The organism is Rhodococcus koreensis (assembly GCF_017068375.1).
GTDB classification, from domain to species: domain Bacteria; phylum Actinomycetota; class Actinomycetes; order Mycobacteriales; family Mycobacteriaceae; genus Rhodococcus_F; species Rhodococcus_F koreensis.
On sequence record NZ_CP070612.1, the window covers coordinates 57,817 to 76,835 of the forward strand.

Below are 19,019 nucleotides of genomic sequence, written 5' to 3' on the forward strand. Positions count from 1 at the left end.
TCCCGGAGGACAGTCATGACACCCCGCATACTCATGGTGTCTCGCATCACCCTCGCGCACGGCGTCAAGGGCGGAATGGAAGTGGCACTCCATGCTCTGGCGGAGGACCTCGTGGCACGGGGCTGCCGCGTGTCCATGCTCACCACGCAATGCCCCGGCCTCGTCGGGCATCCGTCAACCCGGGTGTTCGAGCAGATATGGCAGGTCCCGACCCGACGGCCGGGGAGATACTCGCTCGCCTGGTGGATCCGCACGTTCAAGCACCAGCAAGCGCTGCAGTGGCAACCCGATCTCGTCATCAGTATCAGTTCCGCGGGAGCCTCGCTGCTACCGGGACGCCGCCGACCCTTCCCGGTGGTCGCGCAGTGTCACGGAACAGCGTGGGCGGAAGTCCAGTCCTCGGTAACGACGGGCGGAATCCGTGAGTGGATGAAGGTTCTTATCAACTGTGCGCGCATCCCCCGCGAGGCCTACGCCTATCGGCGCTTCGACCGGGTATGGGCGGTGTCGAAGGAGGTCCGCGACCAGCTGACGGCCCGGCCGTACACAACACCGAAGTCACGCATCGGCCTGATTCCCAATGGGATCGATTCACTCAAGTTCACCTTCGATGCCGACCGGAGAGAATCGATCCGCGCCGAGTGGGGTATCGCGCACGACACCTCGGTTGGTGTGAGTCTTTCCCGCTTGCACAAGCAGAAGGGAGTCGACGTCGCGATTAGATCGCTGGCGGTGCCAGGCGCCGCGGGTCGGCTGCTCCTCGTTGCAGGTGGGGGCCCGGAGCGCACCCGTCTCGCACAACTAGCGGAGACCCTGGGCGTCGCCGATCGCGTCCGCTTCCTCGGCCACGTCGAGGGGGAAGAAATCATCGACCTACTGTGCGGCGCAGATGCCCTGATCTTCCCGACCAGACGTCACGAAGGCCTGCCCCTCTCCTTGCTCGAGGCCCTCGCCATGGGACTCCCGGTCCTGACGACCGCGCAGTGCAATGTCCCCGACGACCTCCGTGACAGGGTGACATTGACCTCCGGTTCACCAACCGACATCGCCCACACGTGGCCGGCAACCCGAAACGCCTCGCAGCGCATCTCGGATCTGCCGTCCCAATATTCCGCGCGAGTGAACGGGGCAGCGTACCTGTGTGAGGTGCAGGCGCTCGTGTGATCCGAGGTGTGTGAAGACTTCTTGCCCTTCTTCTCTAGTGGAGCGATCGTGAACAACACATCCAATGCGGCCGGCAACTCTCGTCCGCCGGAGCGGGGCGGCCCCGACAGACGGCTACGCGTAGCTGTCGTGACCGCGGAGAGCACCTGGCCTATCCGTACCGGTGGTCACGCCCGCGTCGCGGGTATCCTCACAGCGCTCAAAAGCAACTGTGACCTCGTTATATTCGGACCGAAGGCAGACACCCCTCCGGACATCGACCACATCGAAGTCCAGGTGCCATTCGATCGGTCGGCAAGAAACTACTTGTCACTGGGTCCGCGCCTCGGGCGTTCGGCGTTCAAGCGGAGCGAGAGACGACGCATCCCTGGACTTCTGGCGGAGGGTTCGTTCGATCTCGTCATCTATACCCATTCCTACTTGGCCGCAGTCATTCCGGCACCCGCGAGCACGCCCTCGATTGTCGACTTCCCCAACGTCGAAATCGACAGGCAAAAATCGATAGCGGCGAAGCGCCGATCAGTCTCGGCGATCCTTCCGCGGATCGAGAGCTGGAAAGCACGCATTTGGGAACCTCGAGTAGCGCGCCGTGCGCACGCGAATATCGCGGTCAGCGCCGCTGACGCCGACCGAATTGCACAATGGAACGCACCCACGTTGCTAATTCCGAACGCAACAGATGTCCCTGCGAACTATGTCCGCTCGCCCGACGACGGCTACGTCATCTACGCATGCAACGGTGACTATCCGCCCAACAAGGATGCGGGCGACTGGCTGATCAACAGCGTCTGGCCACACGTCATCACCGAACTGCCGCACGCGCGACTAGTCATCGTCGGACGAAACACCGACAAGGCGTTTTCGCGTGCACGGCATCAAACCGGCGTGAGCGTAGCGGGCACCGTCGACAGCCTGACGCCCTGGCTGCAGGACTCGGCCGTGGCGGTTGCGCCGGTGACCGCCGGCGGCGGAAGCCAACTCAAAATACTGGAGTTCCTCGCACACCGGAGATGCGTCGTCACCACCGAGTACTCGTATCGATCGGTTCCAGAGATATTCGCGGATGGCGTCGAACGAACAGACGATGCAGTCCAGTACGCGCGCAGCATCGTGGGCCTACTGTCTGATGCCGATCGACGACACACAATCGAAACTGAAATCGACATCCACGCTCCGACATTGGACTGGGGACACGCAACGAGGACGCTGATGCACGATGTGGCCCAGATCGCCTCATCCCGGGGGCCAGGTGCTGAACCGCGTGAGGTAGAGAGGTCTGCACGATGAGTCCATCGGACTGCATCCATATCGTCGAACCCGGCGGGCGCGGCGGGGTATATCAGCACGTGCTGGGATCCGTGCAGAAAGAAAAGTACGGAGAGTTCTCACGCGTCGTAATCCACACGGCACGGGATGCGGAAATAACACCGGACCTGCCACGGGCGGAATACTGCTCATGCATGCGGTGGCAAAGGTCGGGCCCCAGGACATGGCGTACTCTGCTGACCCTGGCGTGGTCGCTCGCATATCTGCTTCCTCACCTGATCCTTGCGTCACGACGATCGCGGATCGAGGTTCAGGGACAGTTCGGCGGCGGCCTGTTCGCACTCATCATCCTCGGGGCAAAGGCAACTCGAACACCCGTCACCTTCGCGCCACACAACTCATTCGCACGTGACGGCAGCCGTCTGTCGCATGGTGCACTCAATATGGCTATCGAAACTGCGGATACCCTGCGACTCTACAATTCCCGCGACTTCCCGTTCATCCCGGCAAACAGGATCGTGCGAGACGAACTGTCCATGTACATTCCCGAATGCTCGGTGAGTGACACGCTCTTCTGGGAAGAGAAGATCCGCAAGAAGGACCGTTTGGTCATCGGATTTGTCGGACAGCTCAGAAAGGACAAGAACCCCGCGCTACTTGCCGCGGCGGTTCGGATGAGCGGTGTTGCCGCAACCTTGGTATACGCCGGCGAGGACAAGGGTGCGGTTGAGGATCTCTCGAATGTGGAACTCGGCTCGAATCAAGACATGGTTGTTATCGAGGAATATCTAAGCCTGCCAAAACTGGTGGCCCTGGTGCGACTAGTGGACGTAATCGTGTGCCCATACTCGGTCTCCAGTCAAAGTGGAGTAGCAGCACTCGCGAGGGAGCTCGACAAACCCGTCATCGCAAGCGACGTCGGTGGACTGGGAGAACAAGCCGAAATGGTGTTCGAGATATCGTCTGAACCCGAACAGGAACTTGCCAAAGCAATTGCCACATTTGCCGTCCGATCCGGCGAGAGGCGGAACGCATGACTACGCGGATGGCAGTCTTCGGCACCGGCTACCTCGGTGCCACCCATGCAGCATGCATGGCTGAACTCGGTCATGAGGTGCTCGGTGTCGATGTCGACCCGGCAAAGCTGGCGAAGCTCGAAGCCGGCCACGTGCCGTTCTACGAGCCTGGCCTCGAGGACGTGCTGCAGCGCAATATCGCCGCAGGCCGATTGCGGTTCACCTCCTCGTACGAGGAGGCCGCGGCATTCGCGGACGTGCACTTCCTCGGTGTCGGTACGCCGCAGAAGAAGGGGGAGTTTGCCGCCGACCTCAGGTTCGTCGACTCCGTCGTCGAGACACTCGCACCGCTGATCACGAGTCCCGCCGTAATCTTCGGGAAGTCCACCGTGCCCGTCGGGACCGCCGAACGGCTCGGCGCGCTCGCCCGCGAATTGTCACCCGCCGGGGAAGACCTGGAGATCGCCTGGAACCCGGAATTCCTGCGCGAAGGATTCGCAGTCCAAGACACCCTGCACCCAGACCGACTGGTGCTCGGCGTCGACCACAATCGACCGGGTCGGGCCGAAGAGGTGGCGCGCGAGGTCTACGCACAGCTCCTTGAGGAAAACATCCCATTCCTCGTCACCGATCTGGCAACCGCCGAACTAGTGAAAACGTCTGCGAACGCCTTCCTTGCCACGAAGATCTCGTTCATCAACGCGATCTCCGAAGTGTGCGAAGCGGCGGGAGCCGATGTCACCGTCCTGGCCGATGCGATCGGACACGACGCGCGCATCGGACGACGGTTCCTTAACGCCGGACTCGGGTTTGGCGGTGGGTGCCTGCCGAAAGACATTCGAGCATTCATGGCCCGCGCCGGTGAACTCGGGGCCGATCAGGCGCTGACATTCCTCCGCGAAGTCGACAACATCAACATGCGGCGACGCACACGTATGGTCGAACTCGCCCGCGAAGCCTGCGGTTCCCTGCTCGGTGCCCGCGTCGCCATCCTCGGCGCAGCCTTCAAACCCGAATCCGACGACGTCCGCGACTCACCTGCCCTCAACGTAGCCGGGCAGATTCAGCTCCAAGGTGCATCGGTCAGCGTCTACGACCCCAAGGCCATGGAGAACTCGCGGGCACTATTCCCGACCCTCGGATACTCCGAGACCGCGCTCGAAGCATGCGAAGGTGCCGACGTCGTACTCGTACTCACAGAGTGGTCGGAATTCCAGAAGTTGCAGCCGGCTGATCTGGATGCAGTCGTGCGTACCAAGGTCCTTATCGACGGCCGCAACTGCCTCGATCCGCAACAGTGGCGCGACGCTGGATGGAGGTACCGAGGGCTCGGGCGGCCGTGATGGTGCCGCTCAAGCTGCGCTAAATACAGTAAGTGACAGGGCTCCTCTCGGGCTCTCCAACTCGACTGGATGTACCGAGCGTTGCGCGGAAAACCCCCCATTCGCCTAGGCTGTTGCCCTCGGTCCATGCGCGCCCCGCTCGACTACCCTCGGTGTTCCCGCCGCCGATGACGCCAACTCTGCGACCCAACCGCCGAATTGGCGGACATAGGTGCGCCGTAGATTGAGCGCAAGGGTTCATCGTCGTTCTGTGGATCAGCCAGTGAATCGGATAGTCGATTGAGGTATCGCTCGCCGCAGCCAGTAGCTGTCGAGCGTCAGACCGTGAGGCTCTGCTGTTCATCGCGGTACAGGGCAACGCCAGCCTTTCGGGTGCTGCGTGGTTCGACAACATCTCGTTCAACGGCGAGAACCTCAACAGCAGCATGAGTTGACAGGGCGGAGATCCCAGTCCGGTCGGCCATCAGAATTCCGACCGCGATGCCTACGAGGAGCGGCCACCGCTGAGTGGTCGATATGTAGGGCGCGGTCATGAGGCTGACGGGCAACATCAACAGGAGCGCTGTTGACCAGCCCGTCAGCAGGCCGGACCCCGGGAAGGGTTCGATCTGGTTCTTACCGAGCAGCCACAATCCGGTCCAGATCGACGTGGCCACGAAGATGATCAGCAGGCCGACTGGGATCAGGCCGTACTTCAGCCACAACTGGAGGGGTTCGTTGTGCACGTACAGCGAGCCGCTCTGGTTGAAGAGTCCGGGAACCTGCTGGATAGGGCCATAGCCGAGCAGTGGCGCTCGAAGCGCGGCGTCGTATCCGTAGAACACGTCGTCCACGTGGCCCGTTGTGCTGACCTCGCTGGAACGGCCGAGCAGGGTGTCGATGCCCGACTGCATGTGTGTAGTGATCTGCACATAGAACTCAGGAAACAGGAAGTACACCGCGAGGAATGAACCACCCGCACTGACCATCAGTCGGAAGCCGCGGATGATTCGTCGGCGTTGAAGGAACAGCAGAACGATGGCGGCGACCAGGGCGGCAAGCCAAACGTTCCGCCTGAATGACAGGGCGAGTGTGATCGTCGCCAGGACCTCGAAGAGGATGTCGCGCCGCGTGCGATGCGGATTGAAGAATGACCCGACGAGGTAAGCCCCGGCCAATGCTGCCGTGGCGCCGTCGTAGTAAGCCATCTGTTGGCCTGTGTTGGTCCGAAGGTATGTGCCGCTGGCGATGATCAGGACTCCGCCAACGCCGAGGATGGCGACAGCCGCACGGAAAAGTCGCACCGTGTTGTGGCGTTGCGTGCTGGACACCGCATACAGGCCGACCATGATTCCGAGTGCTGCGAGGATGCCGAACCGGGCGTCTCGGAGGAGCGTCCCGACGACGTTACCTGTGTGCCATGTGTTGATGAGTGTTGCCGCAACGCCCACTCCAAGCAGGGCCTTCACGGACAGCGGGCGGAAGCAACGTTTCCAGTCGATGCCTTCTGCTTCGCATCGGATGGCGATGGAGACGGCCGCGACCGCGGCGAGGATGACCAGTGCCGAGACTCCGCCGATTGAAGTGAAGTAGACCTCGTGGCCGATACCGACCAAGGTGTCCTTCTGCGTCAGTGAATTCGGGTTGATCTCCTGAGCGAGAGCGGCGATGAGTAGTGCGGCGGGGATGGGGAAGCGAAATGTCAGTACCGCCGAAGCGAGACCAGCCAAACCGACCGAAACGTAGAACGGGTTGACCGCGACTGCGTAGCCGAGTGCCGCGGCGAGGCCGATGCCAACGCACCACAACGCGGCGGGCCTTGCAGCGGTGATCACTGGCTGTGGCACAGATGTGTGCACTTGCGGTAGGGCCTGGCCGGGTGCCGGCACTCATGACAGATCATGGGTGCATCATGCCAGGTCGCATGACCACACGATCGGTGTAGATCACGTGAATGATTCATCCACCGCTCACCATGCTGGATCGCGCACTCCCGGGCAACGGAAGTGCGGACGAACACTTGCCGCCACGCGCGTCGTCCAGATCCGCCCGCGTCCGAGCTGCGCAATGCGCCCAATGGCCATCACGACCAATGGCCTTGCGCGCATTCTCACTCATCGCATTCGGTGGCTACTCATGTAGGCCGACTGCCCAGAATTCTTAACTCCGGCGCTATCCATGACGCCGTGGCCTGGTTGAGCACCGGCGTGAAGCGAACTCCAGCACGAAGGACCTGCTTACAGAGGCAACGTACTAGGAGCCTGTTCCTGGGCAAGCGGCAGCGAAGATCCTTTGCGATTCGCGATCGCTCGCCCGCGGGCAATGAGCGGCGCTTCGACCAAGCGGCGCATGATCTCCGCGAAAGCGATCGTTGCCACCGTCATGCCGAGCAGGTGCAGAAGCGAGTACGCGACGCCTCGCTCGGTCGGGATCACGGCGGAGACTGCGCTCCCGATCAATGGATGGAAAAGGTAAATCGCATACGACAGCGTCCCGACGTGCATGAGCCATGGGTGCGCTAGCCAGCCCATGATCCGCGGCGGGCCGAATAGTAAGAACGGGAACGCCAAGGTCGCAGTCAGCCCAACGAGTACCTGCATGTGGGTGTTTTCCGGGTTGACCACGACGGCAAGAACGAACAACGCGAGGAAGGCAATCCCGAGGGTGGGCTTCGCTGCCTGAGATGCGATCTCGAATCCTCTCGGATTGTTCAGTACCAGCGCCAGGACGCAGCCCGCAAGGATGGGCGCGTACAGGCCCACGTAGGTCGAGGGCGCCACCAGTCCGAGGACACTGGTCGTGGCGAGTACGGTTGCGCCAATCCATCCTCGACGCTTCACCGCGACCGGAATCAGGAACGCAACTGCCGGCCATATGAGGTAGAACTTCTCTTCGATGCCGAGTGACCATGTGTGCCCGAAGGTTCCGTCCGGTGCGAACTCGTTGGTGTAGGTGAGGAAGTACACCAGGCGGGGCCAGAATGGACTCGGGTCGTCCGCGAGCCTAAGCGCCACAGCGATGCACGTCAGCGCCAGCGCGAGGTAGTAAAGCGGCAGGATCCGAAACACGCGCCTGATATAGAAGCCGCTCAGGTTGATCCGCCCTGTTCGCGATTCCTCACGCAACAACAGCGTTGTGATAAGGAATCCGCTGATCACGAAGAAGATCGTCACGCCGATCCACCCATGCAGGTATCGGTGGAGCAGCGTCACCTTGCTATGGATAGTGAGCACCAGCAGAACGCTGACCGCACGGAGGCCGTCGATGCGGGCGAAGTGGCGATCGTCCATGAACTCGTCGTACGTGGTCCTGCTTATTCCTGACACTTGTCGACCCCTGGGGCTTTCTACTGGATATGACACAAGGCGCGGCACTGCACTGCACTGCACGGTGCAACCTGATCGTCGTCGACGTAGTACATCTCATCGCACGGGTATGAGCGGAGATCCCGTGGCACGCTCTGAGTTTTGAGAGGAGACGGCGCCGCCACCGGAACCGGCGTTCCACAACACGCCACCTCGGCACATCGCTTGGCATCGTCCGACATGCGAAGCATTCTCCCCCGCGGCTTTCCGGTCCGCTCAGGTAGATCGACTGAATGACAAGCACCACTAGCTACGGTTGACAACGACTCCTCTCAATCCAGGCGTCGCTTTTGTCAGCAACTTCGATGACCGCATCTGCGACAGCGAGGAAATGAACCGAGTCGTCGAGCACGGTCATCTCGTGGGTAGTGGGATCTAGATGACGCATGCGGCGGGGCGGGCGACCACTCGCCCCGTCAATGACAATGTCGATCAGGCCGATATATTTCGTTCCGCGTAAACCCTCATGTCAGGGGCGTCCGAAGAATGCGGCGAGACGTGCGTCGAACTGCTCGATAGTGTTCAGTGACCAAACCCGACGATCTCCTCACCAGGCAGAGACCGAGGCTCTTTGTGGCGGGCATGCCATGGGCGCAGCTCGGCGTTCCACTCCCGGCATCCGCGACAGCGCCGTCGGGACCGATCATGACTGGCAGGAAACGGTTGTCGCCCACGAGAATGCCCGTGCGTCAGTGGTCCTGCTGAGAGTTCCCGGCCAGGCCCCACTACCCGCCAAAGGAGATCGACAAGTCGGCCCTCTGCAGCACTCCTTGTCGGGGCATGCAGGTGTGGTGTCAGAGCTCAGCGAGGGACACCAGGTCGTCCTGCAGCGCACGGATCAGCAATCCTGCCTTGTCGGCAACGGGGCGCCCGGCGGCAGCGTACTTCGCTCGGATCCGGATCAGATGGGTGTTGATCGTGCCCAGGCTGATACCCAGCTCGGATGAGGCAACAGCCTTCGATTCACAACGCAGCCACAGGCGAAGGATCTCCAGCTCGCGCGGCGTCAACATGGGCCGTCCGTGCGGCTGCACGACAGAGTCCGGTGTCAGTCAGGAATAGAAGTCACACGATCTCACCTTCCCGGGCGCGATAAGTTGCCGTAGGGATTCGGAGGCGGCACGCCACCCGGATGGGTCCACGCGCGCACCCGCGACAAATGTCCGTTTTGTCCGTTGTTTACCGCGGTAAACAACGGACAAAACGGACATACTGGGTTGGAGTGGGCCTTGTCCTGACTCGGTGAAGGTGGCGACGGCTCAGTGAATCTGGCGAGTGCGGCGGTCTTATCTGGCGGACGGCTCAGCGAACCTGGCGAATCCGAGGTGGTCACCCGCGATCGGGAATGAATCGAGGCACCGAATTCCATGCTCGCCACGTTCTTTGAGTCCGAAGTCGCCGCGGCGACTCAATAGACCTGGCGAACAGCAGGTGCGGCCGCTGCGATCTCGCCAGATCCACTGAGCCAGGACAGGCCTGATGATCGGCGCGTCATTCCGTCGCGCGGCCGCGCGTCCTGTGACAGTTGATCTTCCTCTTTGTCAATGAATCTTGCTCTTGTTGCACGTTCTGCCACTACGGTTTGCTCGTATTCTGATCGGCTTGTGCTGGACGGGGGCACGTGGGCGAAGCTGATGCCGAGTGGGCGGCGGCCCTTGCATGGCTATTGAGCTGGCTTCCGACCACGGCATCTACACGCATGCCGCGATCTATCCCGACGCTGTCATCCGCGCTGCGCAGATCCTCAACCTCAGCCACTCACGGGGAATCAAGCAAGATCCAATGGCGAAATCGTCCAGATCCCCGTCCATCAGCAGCCTTGACCAAGACCGGTTCGCCACTCAAAATTCCTCACTCCAGGTCCAGGCGCGGCTTCAAGGACGATTCGCTGGCGCAGGACACCGCGTGTCGGACCCGACCCGCCCACCCCGGTGCCGTACCGTGCATCCCGTCCGAAGTAGCCCACACAGGTGGGTGAAGCAAACGGAAAGGGTCCCATGACCATTCATGTCCTTCTCAATCAGAAGGGCGGCGTCGGCAAGAGCACCGTCGCCGTCAATCTCGCGGCCGTCACCGCGGACGTTCTCAATCAGGACGACGACCCCGATGCCACCTCCCCGGTCGCCGCGGTTTCCGTCGACCCGCAGGGTTCGGCGATCTGGTGGGCCGACCGCCTCGACAATCTGCCCTTTCACGTCGTCCAGGCCCACGACGACCTCACCGGGCTCCGCCAGTTGGGTCAGCTGCCCGGCATTCGCCACGTGTACGTCGACACCCCCGGCTGGATCGACCTCAACGCCGCCGACGACACTTCCGACCCACTCGGTCGCGGACCGGCCGCCGACGCGCTGCGAACAGTCCTCGATGTTGCCGATCACGTCATCGTGCCGATGGAAACCGAGCCACTGTCCTTCGACCCGACCGCACGCACCATCCGAAAGATCCTCGAGCCCCGCGGCATTCCGTACACGGTTGTGATCAACAACTGGGATCCCCGCGACGGCAAGTCCGACCTCGAGGAGACCAAGGACTTCGTCCGCGCGAACAAGTGGCCACTCGCCAAGACCGTCATCCGGCACTACAAACTGCACGCCCGGGCAAGCGCCGACGGCCTGGTCGTCACCGAATACCCCGCCAACCGCGTCGCTCTGCAAGCCCGGGAGGACTTCTACCGGCTGGCACTGGAACTGCGAATCGACGGAGGTCGGTGATGGCACGCGGCACCCGCACCAACCTCGCGACCCTCGCCGGCGTCGTCGGCGACAACTCCCCCGTCGACCGCCCCGTTGGCAGCAGCGCAACACCGACCAACGTGCCACTGAGCGAACTGGCACCGAACCCACGCAATCCCCGTGACGACCTCGGCGACCTCAGCGACCTGGTCTCGATCACCGGCACCCAACTCCAACCCGCCCTGGTCGTCACCCGGGACGCCTACCTGCGGCTGTATCCGGAGGATGAAACCAAGATCGGGCTCGCCCGGTGGGTGGTGATCAACGGATGTCGGCGCCTGGCCGCCGCCGAAAACTTCGGGCGCCCCAACCTCGACATCGTCGTCAAGGACGAGGTCGCCAAGGACCGGGTAACCCTGCTTGCGGCGGCGGTCATCGAGAACGTCGGCCGCCGCGACTTCGACGTCATCGAAGAGGCCAAGGCCGTCGAACTTCTGATCGGCGAGTGCGGGACCGTCGAGATGGCCGCCATGAAGCTTGCGAAGTCCAAGGGATGGATCTCTCAACGGCGGGCCCTGCTCAACCTGGCGCCGGAACTGCAGGCCGCGCTCCGCAACGGCGAACTCGCCGTCCGCACTGCCCGCTCACTCGCTCAGGTTCCACCCGAGGCCCAGGTCCAGGTCTGGGCAGCCGAACGAGAGCGGGGACACAAGAAGCCCGAGCCGGATCCCGCACCTGAACCTGAAAACCGTGAGCCGACAAGAACTCCCGTCACCGCAGCGAAGGTCACGCGCACCTTCCGCCGCATGGAGGCCGACCCGGTCACGCTCGCCGACGCCCTGGTCGACTATCTCGACGCCGACGGACTGCGAACACTCATCCAGGCACTCACCGATCGACACTGATCTAGGAACCTGGCTGGGGCTGTTCACCATGCGTGAAACAGCCCCAGCACCGAGAGTCCCTGTGATGCAACTGCCTGCCGAGCACAACGTGTGGACGACCTAACGCTTCCGACGACGCGTCGTTTCGTCGACTATGCCTGCGTCTACCCATTTCTAGGGTGAGCAGTAGTTGACGGTTGCGCTCATCACTTCGTCAGCTGTTACCGAGGCCGGCCGCGGAGGCGAAACGGGCTGAGCGCCTTTCTGCGGTCACCAGAGTCCGTTTTGGCCAAGGACATACCGGTACACCGGAGAACGGCGCTCCACGGCGAACCTACGGCTGGTGAATCGACTCCGACCCGTTCGTTATAGATGTCCGGTTGAAAATTCCGGTAAGACGCGCTTGAAAACGAACGATGTGAGATGTCGGCCCGTTCGGCGATACTGACGAGCATGAAAATCGGCTACGCACGGTGTTCGACCGCCCGACAAGACGTCGCCGGCCAAGTTGCATGGCTCAGCAAGCTCGGCGTCGACGACACTCAGGTCTACACCGATCACGGCTACACCGGACGCAACCGGAAGCGCCCGGCCCTCGCCCGCGCGCTCGAAGTCTGCCGCAGCGGCGACCAGCTCGTGGTGACCAAGCTCGACCGCCTCGGACGCTCGGCCCGCGACCTCAACCAGATCGTCGACGAACTCGTCGCGTGCAACGTAGCCCTCAACATCGACGGCACGGTGTATGACCCAACCGATCCGATGGGCAAGATGTTCATCGGATTTCTGGCGATCATGGCCGAATTCGAGTCAGACCTCAATCGTCAGCGCACGAAGGCCGGCGTCGAGGTCGCGAAGGCCAAGGGCAAGATGCGCGGAAAACAGCACAAACTGTCACCGCTCCGCCGCAACCTCCTGCTACGGGACCACGAGACCGGCCGATTCACCGTCGATGACCTGTGCGCGGGCTACGACCTCAAGAAGACGGCCCTGTACGAGAACCTCAAGCTCGCACGCAATGAACGCGCAGGCGCGGCACCGCAGCCCGAGTTGGCGGAGGATGAACTGTCGGCCTGAAAGCCGGAGGGGCCGATTGAGACGCGCAGCCCCTCCGAATCAATCAGTCGAGATGAGGAGCCTCGACTACGGGACCAGCACGTAGCTGCTGATCGCCAGTGCCCGGAGCGGAAAGTTTGAGACATTGACGAGGCTCACGCCGGCACCCGTGGGAACGTCGATCCTGGTGGGCCCGTTGTCTACCGGCAGGCGCAGGGTGTGTGTGAACGGGGCGATCCCGTTGATCCAATCGACCTGAATGGTCGTCGCACACGCCGGGCTTGCTCCGAAAGTCCCGCGCGGAGTGAGCAGTACGGAGAGGTTTCCTGGCCGGGCAGCGCTGGTCTCGAAATCCACGTGGACCGGACCGTTGCACGGTCCGCTGTTGTCGAGCTGCACGATGTCGTCACCCATAATTCCGGGGGTGTGAGGTGGAACGTCCGCTGCTGCAACCGCGTTGGTGACGAGCGCGATCGCGGCCGCGGCGGCGCTGCCTGCAACCGTGCGGACAGCGTTCTGCCGAAATGTCATTGGTCTCTCCCCTACCCCACCCGAACGTGTTCCGAATCGACAATGCCTCGATCCGGCCGTGAACTACGGGATCAACCCTATCGGACACGCACCTTGCACCTATCTGAGGTTGTGGTCCCGAATGGGGCGAGGCGTCCGCAGCCCCGCCCCCGGCCGGAACAGCGCGGACGACCGAGGTTCTACCTATTGACACCGGCACCGAGACTGGCGAGGTACAACGCGAACGGCCCCCACCACCGCAACGGTGGTGGGGGCCGCACCACGACGCAGACGCGCCTGCATCGCAGCCCGTTTTCACCCGGCTGCCAAGCGCGCTAGTCGCTCCGCTGGTCGGAGAAGGAAGACCGGACCGAACCTGGACGTCACGCTACTGCCCTTTGGTCCAGACCGCGAGGTGCAAACTCGCCAGGGGCTATGAAGACCTCACCTTTGCCCGGAGTTTCTAGCGGGCACCTACCAGCTCGTACGGTGTCGATTCGGATTCGTCGCTGCCGTTGTCTGTTGGCTCGTCGGTAAGCGGGAGTGGCGGGGTACGGAATCCGGCGTCAACTGCGAGATCCTTGGCCTTGTTGTATCGGCGCAACGCAGTGCTCGCCCACTTCTCCCCGGTCGCCTCCGCAAGTGCTGCGAACGTTGCGTCTGGATGCTCGATCTTCAGTCGAGCGGTCTCCTTGACCATCGGATCGAGCTTGCTCGACTCGATGAAAGCTAGCAGGTATTCCGTGGTTTGCAGCTCGTCGGGCAACACCAGGGTGTCGGGCACCGCCGTTGCGATCCCGTTGCACGCAAGGTCCAGGTCGTCGGCAACGACCTCGGCAACGACGTCATCTTCGCCATCGCAACGGTCAACGCCGGTAGGCCACGCCTCCGCAATGTCGTCGCTCGTTGCATCGCGTGACGTCCGCACTCCCGCAACCTGGGTCTCTGCGGCATCGACAGCGATATCGACGCCAGTATTGCTGGTATTGCCAGCAATACTGTTAATGCTGCTGAAACTGTCATGGACCTTGGGGTCTGGGACCTGCGGGTTTAGCCGGGTGCTGACTGCGCCTGAGCTCTCTCGCTCCTCAACCGCCCTGCTGGCGATGTCGTTGCATAGGGCGTTGTACTCGGTGTGTGCTGTACCGATTGCCTTGATGAGGATGCCGACACCATGGGTGAACGCCAACACCAGCAACGGCGGAATGATCGCAATGAGCGATGCGCCTGTCGGCGTCAGCGGTGTGAAGCCCAGGTCCATGCCGGCCGCGACGTTGCGGGCAGCTTCTTCCCCGGCTCGGCGGGCATGGTAGGCGTTGCCGAAGACACTGATGAAGACCACTACGACGGCGAGCCAGAGGAAGAACCGCTTTCCTGTCGCGCGGCCACTGATCTTGCTCAGCGCAACAACCGCGATCGTTGCGCCGAGGATTGCGCCGTCGACGATGGCCGGGAAGATCCAGGTGAGGTAGTGCGGGATCCCGGCTTGCAACGCGAGGTCGCGTTGCACGGCAAAGGACAACACAAAGGCCCCTGTGGTGATGCCAATTGCAATGGAAATCGCAACGATCAGAGCCGCAATCAGCGCGCGGACCTGGATTCGTGCTGCTCGAATACTAAGGTCATTCATGACTGGTCTTCCTTCCACGGGGTACCGGTCGGAACGAGGCCCCTGCCGACCCAAACGGCAGGGGCCTCATCTATCTGCTAGTCAGCGAGCGGACGGCCAGGTGGGAGGGGCTTGTCCTCCCCCTCAAACGCGTTGCCGTCGTTGTGTTGCGCGGCGCGGCGCTGTGTTGCGTCGGCGAGCGCCTTCTCCACGAAGTGCGACCAGTTGCGGTCGGCCTCGGCGGACTGCGTTGCTTTGAATGCCAGGCGCGCTTCTTTCAGGACGTCTGGGGCGATGTAGACGGTTGTCGGTTTGTTGCTCGGCTTCTTCTCTGGTTCGGCCGGCTGTTGCGCGGCCGCAGTCGTCGATGTCAGATCCGTTGCAGCCTTGTTGCGTTGCCTCCTCAGTGCTGACACATCGGGGGTCGCAGCTCGCGCGGACGCCCCAGGTCGCGGCGGCAGCCCCGTGATAGCTCGATCCGTTGCGCTCACGATGCCGCCACCTCCGCGGCCTCAGCCTCAGTGATGCGTTGCACCATCTCTTGGCATACGGCCAGCAAGTCTGCAGCGACCTCTTTCGCGCTTTTTGGTGCGTGTTCCTGGGCCTTGGCGCTACCGCGAACGACTTCGTACCACTTCGGTCCGCTCTGGACGACGTCGTCGAGCTCATGGACCAGCACTCCCCGCTCCCGGATTGCGAGCGCTGTGGCTTCTGAATGCCTCACCATCTTCTCGAACACGACGTCGTCGGCGTCCCCACCGAACGCCGTGGCGATTCCTTCACGAGCCGTTCTCTGTACGGACGTGGAGTTCGCGCCAACACCGACGAGGACAACGCCGAGGAGGTCCAGCTCCTCGTTGACGTCCATGACCGAGGTGAGGCGGGCCGCGACGGCTGCCATGCCTTTGCGGCTCGACCCGTCTGTCTTCGTCGGGACGAGCAGCCACTTTGCGGCCGCAGCGGCAGCAGTTTGCAGTGTCTCGTCGCCGGGAGGGCAGTCGATGAGCACCATGTCGTACTCGCCTGCCAGCGGTGCCAGTGCAGTCGCGAGGGCCAACTTTGCACCTAGCGGGTCTTTCGTCGCTTTCGAGGCCAGCGCGGCGGTAGCCATCGACAGATGCGTTCCGCCCGGGATGATGTCGAGGTTGGGACGAATATCGCGGACCGGGGTGATTGGATCACCGAACGATAGAGCCTGCGCGAGATTTTTCCCCTCGTCGTCGATCTCGCCGTACGTGTAGCCGAGATCCTCCGCAATATTGCCCTGCGGGTCGAGATCGACGAGAAGGACCTTGTAACCAGACTCGGCCAGCAAACCAGAGATGTTCGCGGCCAGGGTCGTCTTGAACACTCCCCCCTTCCCGTTGATTACTGCGGTGACTCGATGCAACGCGACCGCATCGCGTTGCGGGACTACGTGCGTGCGAGGTGGTGGCATCGGTGTCTCCCTCGTTATCCCGGAGCGGGTTTCACTGTTAATGCTGGCATTGCCATCAACGATGGCTATTGCTGCAACGCCGGGATTACCTGCATTGCAGGTGTTGCAGGTGTTGCAGGTGTTACCAGCGTTGCTGGCATTGCCGATGTTACCTGCAACGCGGTCATTGCAAGCATTACTGGCATTCCCGGCGTGTCGCCGCTGCCAGTAATGCTGGGAATACTTTTATGCAGGTCAGAGCGCATATGCTGGCATTGCTTTCATTACCTGCACAGATCCCTCATGCACGCTAAAAGCAATACTTGTTTTGCATGCAATGCTGGCGCTTCGTGCGCAACGAGTGAGGCATCAGCTTCCGAGGTGTTCAGACTGTTGCATCGGCAAGCTTTGACAGCATTAACGGCAAAGCTTGGAATCCGGCTATTGCAAGGAACGCTCGCGCAACGTCCGGCCGTTGCGTTGCCGCGTTGCAGTAACCGTCATCCTGTTGCGCAGCGGCCCGATGTTGCGTTGCCTGCCGTGATTGCGCCGGAGAGCGCCTGACCGCCGAACAGGCCGCCGCCGAAGCCGAAGCTATTCCTGCGGCGAAACCCCGACGCCTGCCAACGGGCGCGGCAACCAACCATTTGGGGCGAGTTACCCTTGGAGGCGCCCCTCAGAGGAGGGGCGCCTCGAGCTTGTTGACTTCGGTTCGAGTCGCATCGCAGTCGCGGCGTCCGACTTCCGCACTGCGCAATCGGGCTACATCGAAGGGTTGAGATGCCAAACACCACGCTGCCGTCCTCGTTCGACGTCGAGACACCTCGGGAAACCTCGTCAGAGTCGGGGACTGGTGACTGCGTACGGCCACAGCGCGATTTCAAGGTCGCTCCGTTCTCGTCGCGCCCCACCACGGACTCGCGAGCTCAGTAGAGGCCGTTGGAATGGTGCCTGCGCCGGCACCTCGCCGACCATGGCCTACAGCGAGAAAACGGGCCCGAACTGCCCGGGAGGGCCAACACTGCGTGCATTCCGGGTTCTGCGTAGGTCCTTGTGTCGGTAGCGGGGCATGATGCCAGGTAGCAGCAACATCCACATGTCGTCGACGCGTTCTTCGAGGTCGGCCCCTCCGGTGTGGATCAGTGACAGGGTTTGGACACCGGTGAACGCGCCGATCACGAATCGCGCGAAGGTCGCCGGATCTGTCTCATGGCTGATGTCGCCCTGGTCGATGGCGCGCCGTGCGAGGTATTCACAGGTGTTGATCCAGTCGATGTAGGGGTCAGCGGGCCCATAGCCTTTGTCACTGAGCTCGACGGTGATGCGGATCCCGGCTCTCACGATTGGCTCGTGAACGATCTGCCTCGCCATTTCGTGGCACAGCATCACGATCTGCTCTACCGCCGGCGCATGCTCTCCTCTGATTGCCTCGACCGCAGCTATGGAGATCGCGTGTTGCTCGGCGATGATGGCCCGCGCAAGCTCTTCCTTGGAGCCGAAGTGAAAGTACAACGCACCCTTGGAAAGCCCAATGCTCTCGACGATCGCCTCCAGGCTGGTCCCGACGTAGCCGTTCCGGTCGAACGCCTCGGCCGCTCCCGAGATGATCTGGGCTTTTGTCGCTAAGCCCCTAGCCTGCCGACCCACTTGCACCTCCCGCGCACCTCACGACAAAACCAACCTGCGGAACGGTACCAGCGCGGTTTGCAGGAACATGTTCCGGATTCTCAAACCCTAATGGCCGCCCGTTAACTGTGCACTGACGGTCCAATGTAATATGGCTCCACTTCTCCCGAATGGGGGATTCTTCCCGGGACCCACAACTTTGTTCCGGTCGTAGCAGCTGCAGGGTGCAATCTCTGCGGTCACTCCTACTTCCGGGCGGTGTCGAGTTTGTCCATTAGCAAAGTCCGTCATCTGAATTGCGGAACGTTCCTCACACCACTTCTGGGCCCTCTGGTCTCACATGTCCTGCTCTGCGAGACGTCCGACGGCCTGGTCCTCGTCGACAGCGGGCTCGGCCTTCGTGACATCGAGTCACCTCGCCGACGGCTCGGCGTGCCCGCGCTGATGCTGGGACCCGCGCTGCGTGCAGAGGAAACCGCCGTCAATCAGGTTGAGGGATTGGGCTATAGCCGATCCGACGTCCGACATATCGTCGTGACCCACCTGGACTACGACCATATCGGCGGTGCAACGGACTTTCCCGACGCCGTCGTACATACCACGTGCACAGAGCTACAAACGGCGCGTGCTCAGCGCACGTTGTCCGAGCGGTTCAGGTACCGGCAACCGCATCTCACGGCTCTTACGAATGTGCAGACGTATGACGAGATGACCGAGCAAGTGCTGGGTTTCGAGCTCGCCTATCCGATCTATGGCGTCGAGAACATGTGGCTGGTGCCTCTACCTGGCCATTCGGAAGGGCATTCCGGTGTTGCCTTGCAGGTCGACGGGCGTGGATGGTTGTTCCATGCCGGCGATGCGTTCTTTCACCGCACCACCGTCCACCAGTCGGCGCCCTGGAGCTTGCGACGCGGAGCCGTACGAGCAGTCGAAACGATCCTCGCGGACGACGTCACCGCAGTGCGCGGAAATCATTCGCGCTTAAGGCAACTGGCCAACGAAACAGACCGTGTGTCGGTTTTCTGTTCGCATGATGCCGCGATGTTCGAGGAGATGAGGTCTGCCGCAGCGTCAATGCGCCGGCGTTGTTAGGGTTCTACCCCATGCAAGGGGGT

General features: G+C 62.2%; 17 protein-coding genes. 9 read left to right on the top strand and 8 right to left on the bottom strand.

What is annotated here, in order from left to right; genetic code table 11:
• Nucleotides 1-15: 15 nt before the first annotated feature.
• The 4 genes from JWS14_RS49280 to JWS14_RS49295 are packed head-to-tail and all read left to right on the top strand — an operon-like array spanning nt 16 to nt 4,789.
• Nucleotides 16-1,164, top strand: a complete 1,149-nt coding sequence (locus JWS14_RS49280; RefSeq protein ID WP_206017533.1) for a glycosyltransferase family 4 protein — start codon at nt 16-18, stop codon at nt 1,162-1,164.
• Between the two features lie 48 nt (nt 1,165-1,212).
• Complete coding sequence (locus tag JWS14_RS49285; RefSeq protein WP_206017534.1) at nt 1,213-2,451, top strand: glycosyltransferase; 1,239 nt, start codon at nt 1,213-1,215, stop codon at nt 2,449-2,451.
• Nucleotides 2,448-3,467 (top strand): glycosyltransferase, encoded by a 1,020-nt coding sequence (locus JWS14_RS49290; protein ID WP_206017535.1) that lies wholly within the window; start codon nt 2,448-2,450, stop codon nt 3,465-3,467. Before JWS14_RS49285 ends, JWS14_RS49290 begins: the two co-directional genes overlap by 4 nt.
• Nucleotides 3,464-4,789, top strand: a complete 1,326-nt coding sequence (locus tag JWS14_RS49295; RefSeq protein WP_206017536.1) for a UDP-glucose dehydrogenase family protein — start codon at nt 3,464-3,466, stop codon at nt 4,787-4,789. Before JWS14_RS49290 ends, JWS14_RS49295 begins: the two co-directional genes overlap by 4 nt.
• 317 nt (nt 4,790-5,106) lie before the next feature.
• On the opposite strand, the gene JWS14_RS49300 is transcribed toward JWS14_RS49295, so the two are convergent.
• The 3 genes from JWS14_RS49300 to JWS14_RS49310 form a co-directional block, all read right to left on the bottom strand.
• The gene (locus JWS14_RS49300; RefSeq protein WP_206017537.1) at nt 5,107-6,603 is read right to left on the bottom strand and encodes an O-antigen ligase family protein; all 1,497 of its coding nucleotides are present in this window, start codon (nt 6,601-6,603) and stop codon (nt 5,107-5,109) included.
• 402 nt (nt 6,604-7,005) lie between these two features.
• Entirely contained in the window at nt 7,006-8,058 is a 1,053-nt protein-coding gene (locus tag JWS14_RS49305; RefSeq protein WP_206017351.1) for an acyltransferase family protein, read from the bottom strand.
• An 869-nt stretch (nt 8,059-8,927) separates the two neighbouring features.
• Nucleotides 8,928-9,146 carry a LuxR C-terminal-related transcriptional regulator gene (locus JWS14_RS49310; protein ID WP_206017354.1) on the bottom strand — a complete coding sequence of 73 codons (219 nt, stop codon included), beginning with the start codon at nt 9,144-9,146 and terminating at the stop codon, nt 8,928-8,930.
• 984 nt (nt 9,147-10,130) lie between these two features.
• Between JWS14_RS49310 and JWS14_RS49315 the strand changes: the two genes are divergently transcribed.
• The 3 genes from JWS14_RS49315 (at nt 10,131) to JWS14_RS49325 (ending at nt 12,763) form a co-directional block, all read left to right on the top strand.
• Nucleotides 10,131-10,844: a ParA family protein gene (locus JWS14_RS49315; protein ID WP_206017356.1), complete on the top strand. Its 714-nt coding sequence runs from the start codon at nt 10,131-10,133 to the stop codon at nt 10,842-10,844.
• Nucleotides 10,844-11,710 carry a ParB/RepB/Spo0J family partition protein gene (locus tag JWS14_RS49320; RefSeq protein WP_206017358.1) on the top strand — a complete coding sequence of 289 codons (867 nt, stop codon included), beginning with the start codon at nt 10,844-10,846 and terminating at the stop codon, nt 11,708-11,710. The genes JWS14_RS49315 and JWS14_RS49320 overlap by 1 nt, the downstream gene beginning before the upstream one ends.
• Nucleotides 11,711-12,142: 432 nt before the next feature.
• Complete coding sequence (locus tag JWS14_RS49325; RefSeq protein ID WP_206017360.1) at nt 12,143-12,763, top strand: recombinase family protein; 621 nt, start codon at nt 12,143-12,145, stop codon at nt 12,761-12,763.
• Nucleotides 12,764-12,829: 66 nt separating this feature from the next.
• Here the strand turns inward: JWS14_RS49325 and JWS14_RS49330 are convergent, their stop codons facing one another.
• The 4 genes from JWS14_RS49330 to JWS14_RS49345 all read right to left on the bottom strand — a co-directional run bounded on the left by JWS14_RS49330 (nt 12,830) and on the right by JWS14_RS49345 (nt 16,299).
• Nucleotides 12,830-13,273 carry a hypothetical protein gene (locus JWS14_RS49330; protein ID WP_206017363.1) on the bottom strand — a complete coding sequence of 148 codons (444 nt, stop codon included), beginning with the start codon at nt 13,271-13,273 and terminating at the stop codon, nt 12,830-12,832.
• A 442-nt stretch (nt 13,274-13,715) separates the two neighbouring features.
• Nucleotides 13,716-14,882 (bottom strand): DUF2637 domain-containing protein, encoded by a 1,167-nt coding sequence (locus JWS14_RS49335; protein WP_206017364.1) that lies wholly within the window; start codon nt 14,880-14,882, stop codon nt 13,716-13,718.
• A gap of 77 nt (nt 14,883-14,959) precedes the next feature.
• Nucleotides 14,960-15,352 carry a hypothetical protein gene (locus tag JWS14_RS49340; protein WP_241031948.1) on the bottom strand — a complete coding sequence of 131 codons (393 nt, stop codon included), beginning with the start codon at nt 15,350-15,352 and terminating at the stop codon, nt 14,960-14,962.
• Nucleotides 15,349-16,299: a ParA family protein gene (locus JWS14_RS49345; protein WP_206017365.1), complete on the bottom strand. Its 951-nt coding sequence runs from the start codon at nt 16,297-16,299 to the stop codon at nt 15,349-15,351. The genes JWS14_RS49340 and JWS14_RS49345 overlap by 4 nt, the downstream gene beginning before the upstream one ends.
• Here JWS14_RS49345 and JWS14_RS49350 point away from each other — a divergent pair.
• Nucleotides 16,246-16,842 (top strand): hypothetical protein, encoded by a 597-nt coding sequence (locus tag JWS14_RS49350; protein ID WP_206017553.1) that lies wholly within the window; start codon nt 16,246-16,248, stop codon nt 16,840-16,842. The genes JWS14_RS49345 and JWS14_RS49350 overlap by 54 nt on opposite strands.
• Before the next feature lie 414 nt (nt 16,843-17,256).
• On the opposite strand, the gene JWS14_RS49355 is transcribed toward JWS14_RS49350, so the two are convergent.
• On the bottom strand, nt 17,257-17,925 hold the full coding sequence (locus JWS14_RS49355) for a ScbR family autoregulator-binding transcription factor (protein ID WP_206017367.1): 669 nt from the start codon (nt 17,923-17,925) through the stop codon (nt 17,257-17,259).
• A gap of 237 nt (nt 17,926-18,162) precedes the next feature.
• Between JWS14_RS49355 and JWS14_RS49360 the strand changes: the two genes are divergently transcribed.
• Nucleotides 18,163-18,996 (top strand): MBL fold metallo-hydrolase, encoded by an 834-nt coding sequence (locus JWS14_RS49360; RefSeq protein ID WP_206017369.1) that lies wholly within the window; start codon nt 18,163-18,165, stop codon nt 18,994-18,996.
• Nucleotides 18,997-19,019 lie beyond the last annotated feature (23 nt).